Origin of the sequence: Pseudoalteromonas sp. MMG024 (assembly GCF_021654175.1) — a bacterium.
Lineage (GTDB): Bacteria > Pseudomonadota > Gammaproteobacteria > Enterobacterales > Alteromonadaceae > Pseudoalteromonas.
In genome coordinates this window covers 159,101-180,501 of the sequence record NZ_JAKFZO010000003.1, presented here as the reverse complement: position 1 = coordinate 180,501, position 21,401 = coordinate 159,101, and the positions used below count along the sequence as shown (strand labels likewise).

General features: G+C 41.6%; 17 protein-coding genes. 6 read left to right on the top strand and 11 right to left on the bottom strand.

What is annotated here, in order from left to right; genetic code table 11:
- The first annotated feature begins 127 nt into the window (after positions 1-127).
- From L1068_RS04165 to L1068_RS04155, 3 genes are all read left to right on the top strand, one after another.
- A complete protein-coding gene (locus tag L1068_RS04165; protein ID WP_237129229.1) occupies positions 128-1,954 on the top strand; it encodes an alkaline phosphatase PhoX in 1,827 nt (608 codons plus the stop codon).
- A gap of 218 nt (positions 1,955-2,172) precedes the next feature.
- Positions 2,173-3,786: a hypothetical protein gene (locus tag L1068_RS04160; protein ID WP_237129228.1), complete on the top strand. Its 1,614-nt coding sequence runs from the start codon at positions 2,173-2,175 to the stop codon at positions 3,784-3,786.
- Positions 3,770-4,447, top strand: a complete 678-nt coding sequence (locus L1068_RS04155; protein WP_237129227.1) for a manganese efflux pump — start codon at positions 3,770-3,772, stop codon at positions 4,445-4,447. The genes L1068_RS04160 and L1068_RS04155 overlap by 17 nt, the downstream gene beginning before the upstream one ends.
- A 61-nt stretch (positions 4,448-4,508) precedes the next feature.
- Here the strand turns inward: L1068_RS04155 and L1068_RS04150 are convergent, their stop codons facing one another.
- On the bottom strand, positions 4,509-5,603 hold the full coding sequence (locus tag L1068_RS04150; protein WP_237129226.1) for a response regulator transcription factor: 1,095 nt from the start codon (positions 5,601-5,603) through the stop codon (positions 4,509-4,511).
- 187 nt (positions 5,604-5,790) lie between these two features.
- Here L1068_RS04150 and L1068_RS04145 point away from each other — a divergent pair, with 187 nt between their 5' ends.
- A complete protein-coding gene (locus L1068_RS04145; RefSeq protein ID WP_237129225.1) occupies positions 5,791-6,636 on the top strand; it encodes a DUF2306 domain-containing protein in 846 nt (281 codons plus the stop codon).
- A gap of 149 nt (positions 6,637-6,785) precedes the next feature.
- On the opposite strand, the gene L1068_RS04140 is transcribed toward L1068_RS04145, so the two are convergent.
- Positions 6,786-7,709 (bottom strand): FHA domain-containing protein, encoded by a 924-nt coding sequence (locus L1068_RS04140; RefSeq protein ID WP_237129224.1) that lies wholly within the window; start codon positions 7,707-7,709, stop codon positions 6,786-6,788.
- A gap of 98 nt (positions 7,710-7,807) precedes the next feature.
- On the opposite strand from L1068_RS04140, the gene L1068_RS04135 reads away from it, so the two are divergent.
- Entirely contained in the window at positions 7,808-10,438 is a 2,631-nt protein-coding gene (locus tag L1068_RS04135) for a serine/threonine-protein kinase (protein WP_237129223.1), read from the top strand.
- Here L1068_RS04135 and L1068_RS04130 read toward each other — a convergent pair.
- The 3 genes from L1068_RS04130 to L1068_RS04120 form a co-directional block, all read right to left on the bottom strand.
- Positions 10,425-10,901, bottom strand: a complete 477-nt coding sequence (locus L1068_RS04130; RefSeq protein ID WP_237129222.1) for a hypothetical protein — start codon at positions 10,899-10,901, stop codon at positions 10,425-10,427. The genes L1068_RS04135 and L1068_RS04130 overlap by 14 nt on opposite strands.
- A gap of 88 nt (positions 10,902-10,989) precedes the next feature.
- Positions 10,990-11,154 carry a hypothetical protein gene (locus L1068_RS04125; protein WP_171043603.1) on the bottom strand — a complete coding sequence of 55 codons (165 nt, stop codon included), beginning with the start codon at positions 11,152-11,154 and terminating at the stop codon, positions 10,990-10,992.
- A gap of 8 nt (positions 11,155-11,162) precedes the next feature.
- Positions 11,163-11,615, bottom strand: coding sequence for a hypothetical protein (locus L1068_RS04120; protein WP_237129221.1), 453 nt, complete (start codon positions 11,613-11,615; stop codon positions 11,163-11,165).
- Positions 11,616-11,996: 381 nt separating this feature from the next.
- On the opposite strand from L1068_RS04120, the gene L1068_RS04115 reads away from it, so the two are divergent.
- Entirely contained in the window at positions 11,997-13,943 is a 1,947-nt protein-coding gene (locus tag L1068_RS04115) for a tetratricopeptide repeat protein (RefSeq protein ID WP_237129220.1), read from the top strand.
- Here L1068_RS04115 and L1068_RS04110 read toward each other — a convergent pair.
- The 6 genes from L1068_RS04110 to L1068_RS04085 all read right to left on the bottom strand — a co-directional run bounded on the left by L1068_RS04110 (position 13,930) and on the right by L1068_RS04085 (position 21,394).
- Positions 13,930-14,124 carry a hypothetical protein gene (locus L1068_RS04110; RefSeq protein ID WP_237129219.1) on the bottom strand — a complete coding sequence of 65 codons (195 nt, stop codon included), beginning with the start codon at positions 14,122-14,124 and terminating at the stop codon, positions 13,930-13,932. The genes L1068_RS04115 and L1068_RS04110 overlap by 14 nt on opposite strands.
- 91 nt (positions 14,125-14,215) lie before the next feature.
- A complete protein-coding gene (locus L1068_RS04105; RefSeq protein ID WP_237129218.1) occupies positions 14,216-14,410 on the bottom strand; it encodes a hypothetical protein in 195 nt (64 codons plus the stop codon).
- A 1,082-nt stretch (positions 14,411-15,492) separates the two neighbouring features.
- Positions 15,493-16,671 carry an AGE family epimerase/isomerase gene (locus tag L1068_RS04100; protein ID WP_237129217.1) on the bottom strand — a complete coding sequence of 393 codons (1,179 nt, stop codon included), beginning with the start codon at positions 16,669-16,671 and terminating at the stop codon, positions 15,493-15,495.
- A 9-nt stretch (positions 16,672-16,680) separates the two neighbouring features.
- Positions 16,681-17,673, bottom strand: a complete 993-nt coding sequence (locus L1068_RS04095; protein WP_237129216.1) for a carbohydrate kinase — start codon at positions 17,671-17,673, stop codon at positions 16,681-16,683.
- Positions 17,670-18,878, bottom strand: coding sequence for a sugar MFS transporter (locus tag L1068_RS04090; RefSeq protein WP_237129215.1), 1,209 nt, complete (start codon positions 18,876-18,878; stop codon positions 17,670-17,672). The genes L1068_RS04095 and L1068_RS04090 overlap by 4 nt, the downstream gene beginning before the upstream one ends.
- Complete coding sequence (locus L1068_RS04085; RefSeq protein ID WP_237129214.1) at positions 18,878-21,394, bottom strand: GH92 family glycosyl hydrolase; 2,517 nt, start codon at positions 21,392-21,394, stop codon at positions 18,878-18,880. Before L1068_RS04085 ends, L1068_RS04090 begins: the two co-directional genes overlap by 1 nt.
- Between the last annotated feature and the right edge of the window lie 7 nt (positions 21,395-21,401).

Below are 21,401 nucleotides of genomic sequence, written 5' to 3'. Positions count from 1 at the left end.
GATGTGTTCGGTATGCATGTAACGTAATCAAACCGACTTCTTTTATTAATTATTCAGTAACTTATTTTTCATATTAACGCGACACCATAGGGCGCGAATTTAATTACCGTCACTTATGGAAAATAAAATGGAACATAAAAAAATAAAAATGAGCGCACTTGCGCTGTCAGTATTACTCGCGCTAACGGCTTGTTCAGATGGCGATGATGGCGCACAAGGCCCAACAGGGGCAGCAGGCCAAAATGGTACTGATGGTTTAGATGGCACAAATGGTAGCGATGGTTCAGCTGGCAAACTAACGCGCCTTGCTACAGTACCAACAGGCGCTGAAGTGACGGGTATCTTTTTATCACAAGAAGGTGATTTATTTTTCAACGCCCAGCACCCATCAGACAGCAATACAGTAACGAATGCTGCAGGTAAAACATTCCACACAGGGACTGTGGGTGTGCTTGCTGGTGTTAATTTTAATAACTTACCAGAAACGCTGGTTGATTCACCTGTACCTGTGAGCGACGAAGAACGCCAAACGGTGATGAGTGCTTACGGCCAATATCAAATCCTCGGCCAAACGGGCGATACGTACAACGGCAAGTTAGCAAAAGGCTTAGGCCACATTTATTCGATGGTAAGCGATGAGCTTATTCTTGAAAACGACATGCCAGATTTTAACGGTTTTATTCAAACAGGCGCGGGTAAAGGCTATTTATTCACTAACTGGGAAATGTACCCAGGTGGTATGAGTCGTATGGCGCTTGAAAAAGATAACCAAGGTAGCTGGACAGTTACTGATGCCATGATGCTTGATTTTGATGGTGTAAAAGGCACAGCGGCAAACTGTTTTGGTTCAGTAACGCCTTGGAATACACCGCTCACCTCAGAAGAGTGGATCGTAAACTCTAAAGTAGATACTACTACTCACCCAGATTGGAACAATCCTGCAGTAATGAACACAGATATCATTGGTTACATGTGGCAACTTACAGCACCGGATGCGCCAAACCCGTATCGCTATGGTTATATTGCAGAAGTACAAAACCCAACATCAAATGAACCAATGGTGGTTAAGCACTACGCATTGGGTCGTTTTGAACATGAAAACGCAACGGTAATGCCAGATGGTAAAACAGTTTACCTATCACAAGATGACACTGGTGGCGTGTTATTTAAATTTGTTGCCGATACACCAGAAGATTTAAGTGCAGGTACGCTTTACGGTGCTAAATTAACCCAAGATGTTGGTCAGAACGACCCAGCGACAACAGGCTTTGATGTAGCGTGGGTTGAACTTGGTCACGGCGACAACGCAATGATTGAAGCATGGATTGCAGATTTTGACGGTATAGGTACGGATCAATACGTTGAAGGCGAAACGAGCTACATGACCATGGCTGACGTGGAAGCGTGGGCAAATGGTGCGGCAACTTACCCAACGGTTGCTAATGGTGGCGGTAAAGTTACCGCAGGTGAGCCGATGGATAACCGTGTTGTATTCCTAGAATCACGTCAAGCAGCCCGCTTAAAAGGTGCCACGGCAGAATGGCGTAAGCTTGAAGGTATTTCAATTAATACCAAGCGTGCGCAAGAAGCAATTGAAGGCGTAAACACCATTGATGGTGAAGATATCACTGATGCGTACGTGTACCTTGCGATTGCCGATTTAGATAACACCCTAATTGATAACGAAGGTGATATTCAGCTATCAAGCCGCGTTAAAGATTGTGGTGGTGTTTACCGAGCAAAACTAGAAGAAGGTTATAACATTAGCCGCATCGAACCATTAGTAATGGGTTCAACATACCGCAGCAGCTTATCAGGAGCAGCACGTTGTGATGTTGACCAGTTATCACAACCAGATAACGTTATCGTAATGGACGACGGTCGCATCATCATTGGTGAAGACGGTTTCCAAGAAAACAATACGCTTTGGCTTTATGAACCTGTGAAAAAGTAAGCAGTTGTTTTAAGAGAAGTGAATAATACCAATTTACTTAAGTAGCGGATCATCCTAGCGGACTAAATATCATGCTAACTGCGTTAGAATTTATCAATGTAGAACAAATACATAAGAAAAGTTCTGCGTTGTTAGCATTTCATTTATCCAGTTCTATTCTTGATCACATACTTAACAGAATTGGTATAAGCACTTCTCATTTAGTTGGAAGAATGAGTATGAAATACCTAAACCTTGTACTTGCTGCGTTTATAACGTTTGCGAGTTTTTGTGTTTTTGCAAACAAACAAAATGACAGTCATAACGCGCTCGATTACATTAAACACAATGAAATTTATAACCCCGAGGCGGTGATCCCACCGCAGTGTTACACCAAAACTGAAGGCAAAAACAACCCGTGTTATGCCTGTCACCAAACCTATAAGCACAGCGAAAAACGCCCAAATATTATGAATGACGGCGACTTACAGGGCGATTATCAGTTTTCAGATGAAGGAATGAACAACAGTTGGAAAAACCTGTTTATTGATCGCTCTGACTTAATTAAAGGTATCAGTGACGACGCCATTTTGGCTTACGTTAATCAAGATAACTATGGTCAGTTTGCACACACTTACCCTACATCGCCTCAAGCCAATGCAATGTTCATTAATAATTTAGCGTACCCTGAAAAAGCTTTTAATCAGCAAGGGCTTGCAAAAGATAAAAGTCATTGGGTGGCATTTAACTACAAGCCGTTTCCAAGTACTTTTTGGCCAACAAATGGCTCAACCGGTGATGCGATGATCCGCTTGCCTAACGCCTTTCGTGAAATTAACGGCGAATTTAATCTCGATGTGTATTTTGCCAACTTAAGCTTGGTTGAAATAGCAATTAAAGAGCTGCAAACAATTTCTACCCCAGAAATTGACGAGCGCACTATTAATGTTGATTTAAATAATGACGGCACGCTTGGCAAAGTCACGCAAATAAATAAACAAAGCCACTACTTGGGGGACGCTAAACAAGTGCCACTTCACAGTATGTTGTACCCTAAAGGCACAGAGTTCTTGCACACAGTGCGTTATTTAGGGGTTGACGAACGAGGCGAAATTTACAATGCGCCGCGCATGAAAGAAGTGCGTTATATGAAAAAGCACGGATTCAAATCAGCCAACAAGCTACGTGGCGCGTACACGCTTGAGGCAAAAGAAAAAGAATTTGAGCAATTACCTAAAACCATTTCAATTGGCGAGCGCGGCATTGATAACGGCTTTAGCTGGACCATTAATGGTTATATTGAAGACCAGCAAGGCAAGCTTCGCAAGCAACATTATCAAGAGCTGATGTTTTGTAACGGCTGTCATAAAACCGTTGGCACGACTATCGACCAAACCTTTTCGTTTCCGCGCAAAGTTGAGGGCAAACTTGGCTGGCGCTATATCGATTTAAAATCACAAAAGGATGTGCCGACATTAGGCGAATCTGACGGGGAGTTTTTAACCTACTTACAACGTGTTGGCGGCGGTGATGAGTTTAGACAGAACCAAGAAATGTTACTGCGTTGGTTCGAGAGCGACGGCACAGTAAAACGCGATAAAGTTGCTAACCTGAGCAGCATTTATGAACTGATTATGCCGTCAAAAGAACGCGCGCTTAAACTCAACAAAGCCTATAAAACCATAGTGCAAGAGCAAAGCTTCTTATTTGGTCGCGACGCCAATATCAACAAAGCCAAAAATGTACTTGAACAGGTTGATGATAAGCAAGCGCCACTTGCGCCTGAGCATCATCATAAGTGGGATATTAGGCTTGCGTGGTTAATGGGTGAAGACAATGCAGTTCGCCGCTGAATACCTTATTACCTGTTTACTGATGGGGGCTGCGATTGGCATGGATGTAGCACTAGTCACAGCGCTTTACAGTACCAAGCTTACGTGCCGTAAAACACGCACGAAATGGATTACCGGCGTGGTTGGCTCACACACACTTTTACCTATGTGTGGCTATTTACTGAGTTTTTACGGTATCAAATGGCTGCCTTGGCTAACGCCGTTGTTGGGTGTTGTCGCAATTGGCTTTATTGCGGTGTACTTATATCACGAGATATTTGCCGATGATGAAACCGATGCGCTGGTCGCGACCATTTCGTGGTCGTTGATTGTTGCGGTAAGTTGGGATGCGCTTTGGTCGGGGCCTGCAAAGTCGGCACAAGTAGTAGAGTGGCAAACCGTGTTTGTCTGGACATCATTTATTGTGGTGGGCGCTGTGGTGTATCTATTTACCCTTGCTGGGCTTAAAGTTGGCAAGCGCTTAGCGTGCAGGCAAAACAATACGCCATTTGTTTGGCTTTGGTTGCAATACGCGGCAATTGGCTATTTTGGTTTGTTGGCATTGATGCGCTATACCTTTGCGTTGGATGTACCCGACTGGCAAATTTTTGCGTTAAGCGCGATTATTATTCGCATTGTATTGGTAAAACAACGGCCGTTATTTTCAACTGCCTTATCGTAATTAAAAAGGGCTCAGGCCCTTTTTAATTTATTAGCAACACCCGCAACAACAATCGTGCTTGTTAACTTGCTTTAACTAACTCGTCACTCAAATGCATTTGGCGAAATTGGTTGGGAGTAACACCTGTTTCGCTTTTAAACGCGCGGCTAAATGGCCCTACAGAAGCAAAACCGCTTTCAAGGCTAATCACTAATACCGACCAATCTTGTTTAGTCGTATCGGCCAACAGTTCTTTGGCGTGCGCAATACGCAGCCCATTTATGTACTGATTGAAATTTTTATCGCTAATATGCGTTTTTAGCGCACGGCTAACACGGTATTCAGGCACATCTAAATGACGGGCTACATCTGCGACCTTTAGGTTAGCTTGTAAAAATAAGGATTCGTTTTCAATTAATTGACTAATTTGTGCGGCAAGTAACACATCACTGTCAGATGATAAAACACGGGTTTCTGTTGCCGCAACGACATCTTCAACCGTATTTTCTTCACTAGCGTGTTGTTGCCAGTGGGTTCTATTTCGCCAAATAAGCAAAATGTGAGTATTAACAACTACCATTAAAATAATGGCTGTGATCACCCACTGCTTTGCTGCTACATCACCGGCAAAGAGGTAGTTGCTCAACTTGCTAATGCCTACCGCTAATGCAAAGGTTGATAAAAACCACACGCGTTGCAGTTGCTCTTTTTTTGTAGCGCTTTTAAAGCCGCGGCAGCCTTCCCAAAATGATAAAACCAACACGCACGATGACAGCAATATGGTGATTTCAGACAGTGCATGGCGAAATAGCGACTGCTCACTTGCATTAATTAACGCGGTGGAGCTTGCAAACAAATAACCTTGTTTAATGAAAATAAGAAATGAAATGACAAGCGCAAAGGCCAAGTGGTGCCGTTCAATGGCTTTTTGTTGGCGAAAAAAGCTACGCGACAATAACCAATAGCAGTTGCAGGTCGCTACGGTTCCTAAGCCAATTAAATATTTATAAGCTCCAATAGCATCGCCGCTTAGTTTTTGCGTCAGTGTCATGGCGATTGAGCCACAAAATACTGCAAATAAAATGTGCGGTAGTTGCTTTTCACGTACAAACAGTTGCGAAATTAAACCGCCAATGCTGACGCAAAGCACTAAAATATAAAAACTCGAAAGGGTCATAACAACATGTCAAAACCAGAATTAAACTAGCACTAAGTGTAACCAGCTCGCACCTATCAATCAATTTGCTATTTGTAAGTAACTTTTTCGAATTTTTTGTATGCCGAATTTCAAACTCGGCGCGAAATAAAAAACTTGGCATGCCAATTTATTAACTAAATCAATAAATTAAAAATTAGGGGCAGTTATGCAAAGTTTACTAGCAGATGGTGTGAAAAACGGCTTATCACCACAACTAATCTTAGATAAAAGCGTTAAAACCTGGTTTGTTACCGCTCTTTTTGGGCAGTGGATGTTCGCGTTATACATTCTTATTTTATATGTCATGCCCACAATCGTTGGTAACAGCGAGGTGACACATAATTTGCTACCAGGGCAAGGGGTGGAAGATAAACGCGTGTTTGATGGCGTGGTGTTTTTTTCTCATGTGGTACCCGCAATTATCTTGGCACTGTGTGGTATTTCACAGTTGGTACCAACAATTAGAAATAACTATCCGCGTTTTCACCGGATCAATGGTCGCATCTTCTTTATTTTGGGTATTAGTGGTGCGGTAACGGGTTTATACCTTACTTGGGTGACGGGCATGCGCTTTAGCGATATTGGTTCAATGGGCATTACGCTAAACGGTATTCTAATTCCTATTTTTATCTATTTTGCATGGCGTACCGCGTGTAAAAAGCAATTTAACTTGCATCAGCGTTTTGCTGTGCACAGTTTTTTGTTGGTAAATGGGGTTTGGACGTTCCGTTTGTACTTAATGGGCTGGTTTGTAGTAAATCAGGGACCGCTTGGTAATTCACGTAATCTTGATGGGCCTGCGGATATAGCAATGTCTTTTGCTTGTTACGTGTTGCCTATGCTCATTGCAGAACTCGTATTTTGGGCAAAACGTACAAATAACCTTGCAGTAAAATGGCTGGTTGCGTTTGTGTCGGTGTTTGGCGCAGCGATTACATTAATTGGGGTAGGGGCGGCAACGATGATGATGTGGCTGCCACGCATTGAAAAGGTTTTTTATGCGCTTTTTTAACAGCCACGGGAGTGAGCAGTGTTAACTCGCTCCGCGTAGCATCCATAATAAGCGAAAAGTAAATTTCAGACACAAAAAAGCGCAACCAAGGGGCGATTCATTAGTTGCGCTTGCTCACATTGAGCAGTGCGAGGGCACGTTAAACGGTTTTAAGCTACTTTGCTTTGTGCAATATTAATGGTGTTGCACTGCAAGCGAATTTCGCCGCGGCGTCTAGCAATAATATCAACGTCTAAATGTAGTTTTTTCGCCGCAGTATGCAACTGCTTTCTAAAACGATAAAACTGCGTATTGATATGGGTTTCTTCCATACGTGTTTGGCGCATTAACAGGCTTTTATCAAGCCAACCCGCTTCGCTGTCGGGTACGTTGTTTTGTTTGTCTTCCACGTATTTACGCGCCAGTAATAACACCAAGTAGTGGTGCGTTCTGTCTTCTAAATCAATTGATTGACCGTCAATATTTAAAATCACACCAACGTGCTCTTCGTTTTGGCTTACTGTAAAGTTAACATCTACTGTGTGCTCGGCGGTCTGTTCGCACTCTTGTGTCGCGTCAATATCGCTTGGCGCAATTAAAATGTATTGATTGCCTTGGTAACGTACTAAATCGCCGTTATGAATGGCTTTAACATTACCTTCTTGCTCAAGTAACCATTGGCCAGAGAGCGTTTGGCTGATCATTTGTTCTTGGTCATCGCAATTAAGCATGTTTACGTGGTGGTTAAGGGCAAAGTCACTCACACTTTCATTGGTGCTTTTTAAAAATGGGCATGGCTGCTCTAAACTCGAAACTTGCCATTTTACGCTTTCGCTATCGCCAAACTGCACAACATCATTTATTTTTAAGTCGTGTTTGATGTTTTTAGCAACGCGTTTGCCATTAATGTAAGTACCGTTGGCACTGATGTCTTGTAAAAACCAATTACCTTGTTGCCATTCAATTAAACAATGGCTACGTGAAACCGCAGTTTCTCTAATTAAGGTATGTGCTGTTTCTGGGTGACGGCCAATAATGTGGTGGTCTCGCAGCTGAATTGTTTGCTCTGTAACCGAATTTGTAAATGTACCCATTTTTCCCTCATATCAACGCTTGGTATTGGAATCTTTTGCCGTTATTATGTGGTGTAACTTTGCTTAATTACAATCAACAATAATAAAAGCTTTGCACTATGAGTAAATTATGCCATCACTGTGGCAACGCGTTAGATCTTTCAACCGCTACTTGCACTCGTTGTAACGAAACTAACACGGGCGGTGATATAGAAATAACACAAGTTATTACACCCGCAAGTGATGTGGTAAAAGAAGCTGCTATTGTCACCCACAGAAACCTCAGTGACTTTGAAGTTTTAGGCACGGTTTCAGGTGGTTTTGCCACAATTTTAAAAGCTAAAGATCCTGTGTTGGATCGTATTGTCGCCCTCAAACTTGTACCAAACACGGATAAGCAAAGCGACTTAGTGCAAGAAGCCAAACTCGCCAGTAAATTAAGCCACCCCAATATTGTTACCATCCATGAAATTATTCAAAATGATGAACAGCTTGCCATCGTGATGGAGTGGGTTGACGGCGATAACCTAAAAGCAAAAATCGCCACACAGCTACCATTAAAAGAAAAAGCCCATATTGCGCTGCAGCTGTGCAATACCATTGATTACGCTCATAAAAATGCTATTTTGCACTGTGATATCAAGCCCGATAACATTATGTTTGATATACATAACCAGCTTAAAGTACTCGATTTTGGTTTATCTCATGTACTCGGTGGTGAGTCACAGGCAGCAACAATCGGCTCGCCTGCTTATTTAGCACCTGAGCTGTATTTAGGGCAAAACGCCAGCAAACAAAGCGATTTATTTGCCCTTGGCGCCGTGTTATTTGAGTTATTCTCAGGTGAAAAAGCCTTTGATGGAAAATCACTTGAAGTGATAAAAGCACAAATCACAACAGGTGAAGCCAAAAGTTTAGCTGATAAACACACCCAATTACCTGAAACGATAATCACCCTTATTCAAAACTTGCTGGTGGTTGAGCCATCAAAAAGACCGCCACTTTCAGATTTAATCGATGCATTTACCGATTTAAATGAAGCCTTAGTGCAAAAACCCAACTGGTGGCAGCGACGTGCGCCTTGGCAAAAAGTCAGTCTATCGGCGATGTTATTAGGTGGGATGGCAGTACTTTTACAGCCTATTTTATTTCCACCTACAAATCAGCAGATACTTGAGAAGCGCATTAGCGAGAATAAACGTATTGCAGTATTGCCATTACAAAACATCAATGATGACCCGCAAGTACAGCTGTTTAGCCAAGGCTTAGCGGTAACGTTGAGTACTGAGCTCGGTAAAGTGGGTCGAGAAAAAACCAATAGCTGGGTTATTCCAAGCGCCGAAGTAGCCAAACTGAAAAATTTAACCGTTAACGATGTACATACTCGTTATGGTGCCGATTTAGTATTAACCGGCAGTATTCAACACTTAGGCTCTCAGCGCTTAATCAATTTAGAGCTGATAGACGGTGCATCAGGTGTTGCACTAAAGCAGCAGCAATTTAAGGTAAATGTAAAAGATTTATTTGCCTCAAACCAAACTGTGTTTGCAAAAACAATTACTATGCTAAAGTGGCCAAAAAGTGATATGGCGAGTAAAGGTACTGAGTTTGATGGTGCCTACAAACATTATATTACGGCGATTGGATATTCGTTTCGCTCTGATCAGAAAAATTATATCGATAATGCCATCGAACAGTTTAAACAAGCTATTGACTTAGATAAATATTATGTTGATGCCTATGTGGACCTAGCTTATGCGTATTTGAATAAATTTCATGACACCAAAAGTGAGCAATGGTTATTACATTATGAACAAACTATTAACCAGCTTGCCAAAATCGAACCAACACACATACAAGTTCGTTATTTGTCACATACGCTTGCATTAAGGCGTGGCGAGGCTGAAAAAGCAAGTAAATTGTTAAAAGCTTTAGTGAATGAAAATCACGAAAATGAATATCTGCATTTTGAATTGGCGCGTGCCTACCAGCAACTAAAAGAAAATGCATTAGCAGAGGAAAGTTATAAAGCAGCACTTAAAATCGTGCCTAATCATTGGAAAGTGCTTAATCAGTTAGGGCGCTTATACTATCGGACTGCGCAATACGATAAGGCGATTGCAACCTATCAGCGATTAGTTTCCATAACGCCAAAAAATAGCAACGCCTATATTGGTCTTTCGGCAAGTTTCTATGGCAAAGGTGATTTGCAATCGGCATTAAGCTATGCAAAAGAGGGTAATACTTTAAACCCAACCGCAGCAGGTTATTCTAATATTGGCGGATTTCACTTTATATTGGGTCAATATTCAGAGGCAATTGCAGCCTATAAAATGTCAATTGCAATAGATAAACAAAATTACGTCAGTTGGGGCAATTTGGCGGATTCGTATTGGTTAACTAAACACCCAGATACAAGCTCTACCTACAAACAAGCGGCTGATTTAGCGGAAAAAGTATTTTCAATTAATAAACAAAACAGCCGTGCTAAACTTGCTTGGGCTTATTATAAAGCACGCATCGGTGAAAGCGCGGATGCGTTACAAATACTAGATTCATTATCTCACAGAGACAATGCCACCGAGTTTTATCTTGCCGCGCAGGCTTATGATGCGCTGAATGATACTAAAAGCGCACTTAAAAAATTAAAGTTGGCGATAGCAAAAGGTTACCCAAAAGAGGAGGTGATAACTTCTCCTCTTTGGAAAAACTGGAATGAGCGTGAGCTCAGGTCAATTATTGCGGATTAACATCTTTAACTACAATAATCGGATCCCAACCAATCGTAAACTCTTCTGATTGGCCTTGAATATCAAATTGAGCAATGATAGTCATTGTTACATCTACCGGAAATTGCACATGTGGCAGTGCTTGATAACGAGTAGCATTTGGTTTAACACCTAAGCGTAATGCTTTAAGCGCTGGGTCATGAAACCACTCAAAATAAACTGGTTGACTATCATTATCCGTTGGGTTAACAACAAAATCGACTGTTGTGCCTGGTTTAATCTTAATTGTTGGTGGCTCAAAAGACTTTTCTGACGCATCAATAATTTCGATTAAGTTTTGTGGATCAGTACCTTCTGCAATTTCATAGTTAATGAAAATGTCACCTACCATTGCAAAATTATCTTTGCAATAAACCGTTTGATTTTGGATATTTGTAAAAATACCATTAAGGTCAACGAGTACGTTAACTGTAGGGTTACTCATAAAATTCGTCCTTATTATTCAATGTTTTTTGTTATATCGTTAAGTTGTTATACAACACCTAACATTAACGGCAATTTATTGATTTTCTTTACTTATATTTGAAAATCAATTCTGATGGTACCAACACTTTGTGACGTTTAAACATTTGCGCCAAGGTTTCAGCTTGCTTTGATGGTGCAGATTGCTGCGTTGATTTATTTGGGAATGTCAGCTGAATAAGGGTGTCGTTAATTACCGTATAATGGGTGTTCATAATGGATCCTAAATGACGTGGTAGCTTAAACGCACTGCAATGTCATCAATGTTTTCAGCATTCACTTTCTTAATAATGCCCTGGTATGGTGCGCTGGCGTTTTTTAGCCACTCGGAATAAAGCCCTGTTAAAAACGCGTCACCGTATTCTTGGTGTTCGGGTTTTAAAATAGCACAGAGCGGTGAAATGTAATGTTCAATTACTAAGCCATTGTCTTTTTCAAAAATATTGCAGTGACCCCAGCGACGTTCAAACCAAAATTGGTTTATGTGTTCATTGAGTTCTACTAATGTTAGCTCAGGGTGAATGTCTAACGAGCGGCTGGCATGTTTGCCCATTTTAGTTAAAAACGAAACTCGCTCTTGTGCGGGATAAGATGCTTCTAAGGTATCGAATAACGAACTTACAAAAAATTGCCACTGCCCTGAAATATTTTGTTTTACTAATGATTTTAAATGCATAGCGTATTGCAAAGTAACCTACTCACAGATATAAATCTTATGCATCCAAGAATAGGATAAGGTGCGCATTGGGTGTATCACGTTTTATTACACCAAGGTGATTTGTAAACTGCGACATTATGTCGCATCAAAAAGTAGTAACAGATAAATACAATAAACACTAAAAATTAATAATTAAATTAGTCATATGATTAAATCATTTTTGGTGTGGCATAAGCGATTTGCGTTATTTGCATGTGTGCCATTTATGCTGTGGGCTGCGTCGGGTTTACTGCACCCTTTTATGTCTCATTTTACTAAAGCGGAACGCATTGTTCCCCAGCCAGTTAAGATCAATTCTGCTGCTATTGCACATGATAGAGTGCTAGTAAAGAAAGCGACTTGTTTGCCCTTGGCGCCGTGTTATTTGAGTTATTTTCGGGTGAAAAAGCCTTTGATGGAAAATCACTTGACGTTATAAAAGCACAAATCACAACAGGTGAAGCCAAAAATTTAGCCGATAAAGATACCCAATTACCTGAAACGTTAATCACCCTTATTCAAAACCTGCTGGTGGTTGAGCCTTCAAAAAGGCCAGTTCTTTCAGATTTAATCGATGCATTTACCGATTTAAACGACGCCTTAGTACAAAAACCCAACTGGTGGCAGCGACGCGCACCATGGCAAAAAGTAAGTCTTTCGGCGATGTTTTTAGGTGTGATGGCAATACTTTTACAGCCTATTTTATTCCCGCCTAGCAATCAGCAGATACTTGAGAAGCGCATTAGCGAGAATAAACGTATCGCGGTATTGCCACTACAAAATATTAACGACGACCCGCAAGTACAGCTGTTTAGCCAAGGCTTAGCGGTAACGTTAAGCACTGAGCTTGGCAAAGTGGGTAGAGAAAAAGCCAATAGCTGGGTTATTCCAAGCGCCGAAGTAGCCAAACTTAAAAAATTAACTGTTGATGATGTGCATAAGCGTTATGGTGCCGATTTAGTATTAACGGGCAGTATTCAGCATTTAGGCTCTCAGCGCTTAATCAATTTAGAGCTGATAGACGGCGCATCAGGTGTTGCACTAAAGCAGCAGCAATTTAAGGTAAATGCAAAAGATTTATTTGCTTCAAACCAAGCGGTATTTGACGAAGCTATTACCATGCTGAAGTGGCCAAAAAGTAATATGGCAAGTAAGGGTACTGAGTTTGATGGTGCCTACAAACACTATATTGCTGCAATTGGTTATACTTTTCGCTCAGACCAAAAAAATTATATCGATAATGCCATCGAACAGTTTAAACAAGCTATTGACTTAGATAAATATTATGTTGATGCCTATGTGGACCTAGCTTATGCGTATTTGAATAAATTTCATGACACCAAAAGTGAGCAATGGTTATTACATTATGAACAAACTATTAACCAGCTTGCCAAAATCGAACCAACACACATACAAGTTCGTTATTTGTCACATACGCTTGCATTAAGGCGTGGCGAGGCTGAAAAAGCAAGTAAATTGTTAAAAGCTTTAGTGAATGAAAATCACGAAAATGAATATCTGCATTTTGAATTGGCGCGTGCCTACCAGCAACTAAAAGAAAATGCATTAGCAGAGGAAAGTTATAAAGCAGCACTTAAAATCGTGCCTAATCATTGGAAAGTGCTTAATCAGTTAGGGCGCTTATACTATCGGACTGCGCAATACGATAAGGCGATTGCAACCTATCAGCGATTAGTTTCCATAACGCCAAAAAATAGCAACGCCTATATTGGTCTTTCGGCAAGTTTCTATGGCAAAGGTGATTTGCAATCGGCATTAAGCTATGCAAAAGAGGGTAATACTTTAAACCCAACCGCAGCAGGTTATTCTAATATTGGCGGATTTCACTTTATATTGGGTCAATATTCAGAGGCAATTGCAGCCTATAAAATGTCAATTGCAATAGATAAACAAAATTACGTCAGTTGGGGCAATTTGGCGGATTCGTATTGGTTAACTAAACACCCAGATACAAGCTCTACCTACAAACAAGCGGCTGATTTAGCGGAAAAAGTATTTTCAATTAATAAACAAAACAGCCGTGCTAAACTTGCTTGGGCTTATTATAAAGCACGCATCGGTGAAAGCGCGGATGCATTACAAATACTAGCTTCATTATCGCATCGGGAAAATGCTACCGAATTTTATCTTGCCGCACAGGCCTATGATGCACTAGATGATAACAAGCGCGCACTTATTAAACTAAAGTTGGCGATAGCAAAAGGTTACCCAAAAGAGGAGGCGATAACATCTCCTCTTTGGAAAAACTGGAATGAGCGTGAGCTCAGGTCAATTATTGTGGATTAACGTCTTCCACTTCAACAATCGGGTACAAGGTTGGCATTTCGGTGCTTAGGTCAGCCGTTCCTTGATTAGAACCACCTGTTACTAACGCTATATCGTTGTTAGTAAGGGTAGTAAAAGCTCGCTGTGAGTTAACAGTGTTTGTACTCTTTTTCTTTTTACTGAAAATACGACTAATGTTCATAGTTATATCCTTTTAGTTATGGGTTTTTCCAAAGAGGAGATTGAGATATCACCTCTTTGGAAAAATTAGGATGAGCGTGAGCTCAGGTCAATTATTGAGGATCAACATCTTTAACTACAACAATCGGGTACAAGGTTGGCATTTCGGTGCTTAGGTCAGCCGTTCCTTGATTAGAACCACCTGTTACTAACGCTATATCGTCGTTAGTAAGGCTAGTAAAAGCTCGCTGTGAGTTAACAGTGTTTGTACTCTTTTTCTTTTTGCTGAAAATACGACTAATGTTCATAGTTATATCCTTTTAGTTATGGGATTAGGCAATTGCGTGTAGGCGCAAACTCAAATAAAAAGTCCAGCTGTTCTATTGATAACATTTAAGTAATTAGCTAAAGCTATGTTTTCAAAAACTACCTAATGGCGACTTCTATTATTTTGAAGCCTATCACAACGTTATGATAAATGGTAACTTTTCCTTTGAAGGTGTTTTCTATTTAATGAGATTGGAACTGGATTTTAAAGTGGGTAGGCATGGGAGTGAAAGTGGTAAATGTAGGATGAGAATATAAATGAGCCGTTCATATGCCGTTTGCAGAGAATGCTTGGGGTACTCTCTGGCAGCAATAATAATATATGTGTTGTACATTGATTAAAACCAGTTTAACACCATATTACACCAAATAATCTAATAGTTTGACTTGGTTGCTAGGAGAGACTTCGAGCCTAATTTCCATACTATTTACGCTCTAAAAGCAAGGTACTGCAAATGGGCAATTATTGAGCTTGTTTTCTATATAGCGAATTCGATTTCAACTTTATTGTTAACCACGTATTAGTGGTTGATGTGAACTCAAGATGTTATTATTGGCTGATTATGTCTTTATAAAAAATATTTAATTTCATGGTGTTATAATTTTTTCGTAAGTTTGACGTATGTCTTTCATAATAGTTTTAGGAGATTTTCTGCGAATATTAGTTTGTTATTGCGAGGCAGGAGATGACTATGGAAATTAAAATAGATACAGAAAATTAAAACAGTTAAGAAAATCAAGAACGTGGAGCCAAATGTATTTTGCTGAGGTGAGTGGGCTAAGTTTACGTACTATTCAGCGTATTGGAAAGACAGGCAACGCTTCTCAAAAAAACGGTCAAATCATTATGTGCGATATTAGTACTGAAAGTTGATAATTTGTGTTTACCAGAGCGAACAGAGCAAGTAAGTGGTAAATTGAAAAGCAATATTCTCGCAGTTAGGCTTCATACCGTTAATTGGCGTGCCACGCTAATTGCTTTTCCTATCGCTTTTGCAATCGGCTTTTTACTAAATCGTTAAATATTGGCAAAGCCAAAGTTGTTTTGGCTTTGCCATCTAGATTAGATTGCGATGTCTTCGAGCACATCAAAGCACGCCCCGAGTGTGTGATAATCACATTTAGCACCGGCTTCACTTTTCTTATTACTATATCGTTTGTTATCTTGGGTTAATACACGGAACCAAGCGCCAAATTTATGATCAACAAAATGTTGCCAACAATAAAGCCAAATTGTTTCATAGTATGTTTTAAACTTTTCTTGCTTGGTTACTGTATATAAAAGGGCAGCGGCGGCAAAGCTTTCGGCTTGCACCCAAAAATATTTATCGCTGTCGCAGGTGATGTAATGTGTATCAAAGCCATACACTAAACCGCCATGAGTGTTATCCCATGCGTTAGCAAAGGCAACATCAAATAAGTGCTGCGCTTTTTCAACAAACTTTGGTTTTGCTTCAAAAAAATTAATTTGAAGTAACAACTTAGCCCATTCTGTTTGGTGACCTGGCTGAAAGCCCCATGGGCGATACAGGTTTTTCGCATCGTCTTTGTTGTAGTTAAAATCAGGCAAAAGGGCTGGCGTAAAATGCTCATATACCAAGCCTAAGCTCTGTTCAGATAGTTCAAAACAAAAACGCTCGGCAAGGTGTTGTGCTCGTTTTAAATAGCGGCGTTCATTAGTTGCACTGTAGGCACTAATAAGTGCTTCGCAAATGTGCATATTGGCATTTTGACCGCGGTATTGGCACAGTTCACCATTGACATAAATGGTATCTGCGTAAATGCCTTCGCTCGCTTGCCAAAAACGCGACTCTAATAGCTCAAAGGTTTCATCAATTTTTCGATCGGATGAAATCACGCCAGCTTTGTAGCAATGGGCATAGCACAGTAACACAAAGGCATAGCCATAGGCTTGCTGGGTCATATCTTGTGGTTGGTTATCATCAAGTGTCCACGCGTATTGCTTGGTATTTTCAATCCAATGATGGTTTTCAATGTAATCAAGGCCATGTTTTGCAAGGGCTAAGTATTCGTTATTTTTAAAATGCTTAGCGGCGCGGCAAAAGTTAATCACCATGCGTGTACTGCTCACAAGTTGGCGAAAGCCAGTTTTAAATAATGAGCCATCGTCTAAATAGTTTTGGTAGTAGCCGCCAAGGTCGTTATCGACACATCGGTCGGTATAAAAGTTAACAATCGACTGACTGTGATGTGTTAAAAAATCAGCGTTATAAAAGTTCACGTGCGTTCTCTAAAAAAATGCGCCGGTGAGGGCGCTAAATTGCTGGTTAAAAAGGGTGTCTACCTCGTTTAATGAGGGCAATGCAGGGAATGCGCCTTGACGACTTACGGCAAGCGCACCGGCACAACTGGCAAATGTAATGGCGCTTTTAAGCGCGTTTTCATCGTTTAAAAGTGCGTCTAGGGTGATGCGTTCACTTAATAAATACAAAATTGCACCTATAAAACCGTCACCGCCTGCGGTGGTATCAACCACCTTTGCTTTGGCTGGGCTAATACTGCCTCGGCAATGTTTGGTTATGTATTCAATATCGTCACCGCCATTGGTGATAAGCAGTAGCTCACAAATGCCTTTGAAACAGCGGTTTATATAGCCTTCGGGTTCATTTTGACAAAGTAGTTCGAACTCTTCGCGAGCAAATTTCACCACATGGGCTTTAGCTACAAACTCATTAATAAGCTCGATATTGAGTGTTGAATTTGGCCATAAATTCGCGCGTAGATTGACATCAAAACAGATGGTTAAATTGTTTTCGCTTGCGCGTTCAAGTACCGTTTTTGTGGTGTTTACAGCGTTTTTTTCAGTGAGCGTATTACTGCAAAAATGAACTAATGAAGCGTCTGTAAACCACTGCGATTTGATTTCTTCTGGGCGCAGTTTTAAATCGGCGCTGTCTTTTCGCATAAAGGTAAAACTGCGTTCACCGTGATCATCTAAATGCACAAATGCAAGTGGTGTAGGCGCACGTTTGTGAATAAGCATACAGTCGGTATTTACACCATAATGACGAAGGCTGTTTATTAAAAAATGGCCAAACTGATCATCACCTACTTGCCCAATAAAATGCGCCTTACCACCGAGTTTGGCAAGGGCAACCGCTGCGTTTGCCGGTGCACCGCCTGGAAACTGGCGGTAATCCGATAAATTATTGCCATCTTGGACTTGTTGATTAATTTGTAGAAAATCAATCAAGGCTTCACCGTAACAGAACACCTTGCTCATGCAGGTAACTCCTTTTGAGCGCTAACGCGGTGCTGGCTAATGGCAAAAAATACAATATACAGATACGCAAATACGGGCACTAAAAAGCTAAGTTGTACTGAAAATGCATCGGCAACAACTGCTTGGATTAACGGGAATACCGCACCACCAACAATAGCTTGACACAGTAACCCTGAACCTTTTGCTGTAAGCTGCCCTAAACCGCGAATAGCTAAACTAAAGATGGTTGGGAACATAATCGAGTTAAAAAAGCCAACAGCCAGTACGCTCCACATTGCGATTTTACCGCTGCTAAATACTGTAACAATTAACAGCACAACCGCCATAATGGCATTAAAGGCGAGCACATAACTTGGCGAGAATTGGCGCATTAACGCAGAGCCAATAAAGCGGCCAATCATTGCGCCACCCCAATAATAGGCCACCATATGACCTGCCTGTGCGGTGGTTAAGCCACCGATTTCAGGTGATTCAAAATAGTTTACTAAAAAGCCGCCAATCGATACTTCAGCACCTACATATAAAAAGATGCCAAGCGCGCCTAAAACAAGGTGCTTATGCTGCCAAATTGACTCTTTAGTTTGCGCAGAAGTTTGCTCTTCAAAATCAAGTTTTGGTAATTCAATAAACTTAAAGCAACAAGCAATGGTTATCGCTGTAAGGGCGATTAAAAAATAAGGCAGTTGTACTTGTTCGGCGCCTGCATTTTGCGAAGTCGCCGACAAAATAAAGTAAGTACCAAATAATGGCCCTGCGGTATGACCTAAGGAGTTAATTGCTTGTGCGAGGTTTAAACGACTTGCAGCGTGTTTTTCCTCACCCAAACAGTTCACATATGGGTTTGCCGATACTTGCAGCACGGTAATACCGCCTGCAAGTACAAACAATGCCGCTAAAAATAGCGCATACTCTTTAATGCTGGCTGCCGGAATAAACAGCAGACAGCCAAGGGCAAGGGTGGATAAGCCAATAAACACACCATTGCGATAGCCAAACTTAGCAACCACGCGCCCAGCTAGCGGCGATACTAAAAAGTAAGCACCAAAAAAGCAAAACTGCACCAACATGGCTTGGGTATAACTGAGCGAAAACTCGGCTTTTAAAAACGGGATTAAAATATCGTTAAGTGCAGTGATAAAGCCCCAGATAAAAAACAAGCTGGTCATGGCGTAAAACGCCATGGTTTGATTAATTTGCTTGGCCATTAGGGGTTATCTCCAACAAGCTTAGTTGATGATGTTGAAAACGATGGCGGACGATGCACTTCAGCTTGGCCAAACGCTTTATTTGGCGTAGTGCTCAAGTTAAATTCAAGGTGCTGTGGCGCGCTTACATGGTTTTCGTTAATCCAGCTTTGCATCGACGGTTGGCCGTTTACAGTTAGCGTATCAATGTAAATGTGATCTGCGCTTGCGTTTGGTGCGCTAATGCTAATATTGCCAATTTTTGCTTTCTCAAACGCTGGGCTTGAAAGCACCATATCGGCGCGACCTGGATAAAACGGGTACATGCCAAGGGCTGAGAATACATACCATGACGACATTTGACCTAAATCATCTTGCCCCGGAATGCCAGATACCGTGTTATGCCAAAGTTGTTTCATGGTTTCGCGCACAGTTTGCTGCGTTTTATAGGCTTTACCGGTATACAAATACATCCACGGAGTGGCAATCGACGGCTGGTTTGAGACATCGGCATACTCAGCTGAATCTCGATACAGCACCCAACTACCATCGGGCTTACGGAAGTGATTATCTAAACGTGATGCCATTACCTCATCGCCACCAAGCAGCTCGTTTAGGCCTTGGCCGTTAAACGGTAGCATCCATAAATATTGTGCTGGACTGCCTTCAACAAACAGGTGGCCGCTAAATGGATCAAATTTTTCTTTCCAGCTGCCGTCTTGATTGCGCCCTTGAATATAACCTAATTGCTCTGTGGCATTTGGGTTATAAAGGTTTTTCCAGTAGCTTGAACGTTCAAGCAGCGTTTGACTGTGTTTGGTTTTGCCAAGGCGCGCTGCCAGTTGTGAAAGTGCAAAATCAGCGGATACTTGCTCTAGTGTTTCGCTGGCACCTTCCCACGAATTAGATTGATCTGATAAGTAGTTAAGGCTTAACCATTCATCAAGTGATGGCTTTTGACCGCGACAAAATACTGGGCAGCCAACGTTTGATAAATCATATTCGGTTGGCTCTGTGGCGGCTTTATAAAGCGATTGATAAGCCCCTGCAACATCAAATTTATCAGCGCCAAAGGCTTTAAAGTTGGCAATCGCAATGGTTGATGGGTCGCCACTCATTACCCCTGTTGGGCCATTGTTGTGCGTCCATCTATCCCAAATGCCGTTAAACTGATTGGCTTGATTAAATAGCGATTGGGCAATATCACTTGCCACATTTGGGTGAGTTAAGCTGATTAACTGCAACTGTGAGCGATAGACATCCCAACCAGAAAAATTGGCATACTGCGCCGTTTGGTTAGCGCTAACGGTGTGAACTTGTTGGTCAAAACCGCGGTACTCTCCATTTACATCACTAAAAATATTAGGGTGAAATTGGCTGTGAAACAGCGCCGTATAAAACGTGGTTAATAAATCGCTGTCGTTTGATTTTACTTTTACGCGGCCAAGGGCATCATTCCATGCGGCATAGGCGTTATCTTTTACTTGTGCAAAGCTTTGGCTTGCTTGCTCTTTTTCAAGGTTTTCACGGGCATTTTCAAGGCTTACATACGAAATTCCAACACGCATGGTAACCGGCTCATTAGCATTTACGTCTAAATCAACCCAAAGGCCAGATCCTTTGCCCCATTCTGGCACGCCCGTATCGCCATAACCCATACCACCTTTACTTGAGGTTGCATTAGGTGAGACTGTGTCGTCGACATACGCGCCACTGCCGGTAATGGGTGCATCAATTTTGGCAACAAAATGCAGCGTGTAGTAATCGCGGCTATTGTATTCGCCAAGGTAGCCACAGAAGTTACCACTTGTGACATAACCTGACACTTCGCCTTTGGCTAAATCGACTTTGGTAAACGCATCGCCACTGCCAAGTTGCGAGTAAGCCGTTCTAAAAATAAGTTTTGCCTGTTCTTTTGAGGCAAAGGTAAATTCGGCAATACCAGTGCGGTCGGTGGCAGCTAAACGCACATCTATCCCTGAATCTAGCCCTACTTGGTAATAACCTGGAATGGCCGTTTCATCGTCGTGGCTAAAATTAGCGCCATAGTAGGCGTTAATTTTATCGCTGGCAGGGGAGTGTTTAATTGCTTGATTAAAAGGCAGCACTGGTACATCACCTGATGCACCTAAGCAGCCTGTGCCCGATAAACGGGTAAATGAAAAGCCTTTTAAGCGCGTTGCTTGCCAATTATAGCCGCCGGGCGAAACGGGAATGCGCACATTGTCTTCGTTGATACGTTTACTAATGCCTTCACTTTCTGCCATCAGCGCTTTGGTATACGCGTGCTCAGGGCCAAAATTAAACATACCAAACGGCTTAACCGCACCGGGTACCACGTTTGCGGCTTGGCGATGGTTAAATGGGCCTTTGGTGCCAATAAACGGGTTCACAAATTGCGCTGGGTTTTGCGCATAATCGGTTTGTGCTGTGGCGCTTTTTTCACTTTTGTTGGTATCAGCGTGATGCGTGCCACAGGCGCTTAGCGCCAGCAGCGGGGTTAAAAGCATCAATGAACGAGAGAGAATCTGTTTCATAGTTTTT

Coding starts and splice junctions, on each gene's coding strand:
- L1068_RS04165 (WP_237129229.1), top strand. CDS start 128: ATGGAACATAAAAAAATAAAAATGAGCGCACTTGCGCTGTCAGTATTA.
- L1068_RS04160 (WP_237129228.1), top strand. CDS start 2,173: ATGAAATACCTAAACCTTGTACTTGCTGCGTTTATAACGTTTGCGAGT.
- L1068_RS04155 (WP_237129227.1), top strand. CDS start 3,770: ATGCAGTTCGCCGCTGAATACCTTATTACCTGTTTACTGATGGGGGCT.
- L1068_RS04150 (WP_237129226.1), bottom strand. CDS start 5,603: ATGACCCTTTCGAGTTTTTATATTTTAGTGCTTTGCGTCAGCATTGGC.
- L1068_RS04145 (WP_237129225.1), top strand. CDS start 5,791: ATGCAAAGTTTACTAGCAGATGGTGTGAAAAACGGCTTATCACCACAA.
- L1068_RS04140 (WP_237129224.1), bottom strand. CDS start 7,709: ATGGGTACATTTACAAATTCGGTTACAGAGCAAACAATTCAGCTGCGA.
- L1068_RS04135 (WP_237129223.1), top strand. CDS start 7,808: ATGAGTAAATTATGCCATCACTGTGGCAACGCGTTAGATCTTTCAACC.
- L1068_RS04130 (WP_237129222.1), bottom strand. CDS start 10,901: ATGAGTAACCCTACAGTTAACGTACTCGTTGACCTTAATGGTATTTTT.
- L1068_RS04125 (WP_171043603.1), bottom strand. CDS start 11,154: ATGAACACCCATTATACGGTAATTAACGACACCCTTATTCAGCTGACA.
- L1068_RS04120 (WP_237129221.1), bottom strand. CDS start 11,615: ATGCATTTAAAATCATTAGTAAAACAAAATATTTCAGGGCAGTGGCAA.
- L1068_RS04110 (WP_237129219.1), bottom strand. CDS start 14,124: ATGAACATTAGTCGTATTTTCAGTAAAAAGAAAAAGAGTACAAACACT.
- L1068_RS04105 (WP_237129218.1), bottom strand. CDS start 14,410: ATGAACATTAGTCGTATTTTCAGCAAAAAGAAAAAGAGTACAAACACT.
- L1068_RS04095 (WP_237129216.1), bottom strand. CDS start 17,673: ATGAGCAAGGTGTTCTGTTACGGTGAAGCCTTGATTGATTTTCTACAA.
- L1068_RS04090 (WP_237129215.1), bottom strand. CDS start 18,878: ATGGCCAAGCAAATTAATCAAACCATGGCGTTTTACGCCATGACCAGC.
- L1068_RS04085 (WP_237129214.1), bottom strand. CDS start 21,394: ATGAAACAGATTCTCTCTCGTTCATTGATGCTTTTAACCCCGCTGCTG.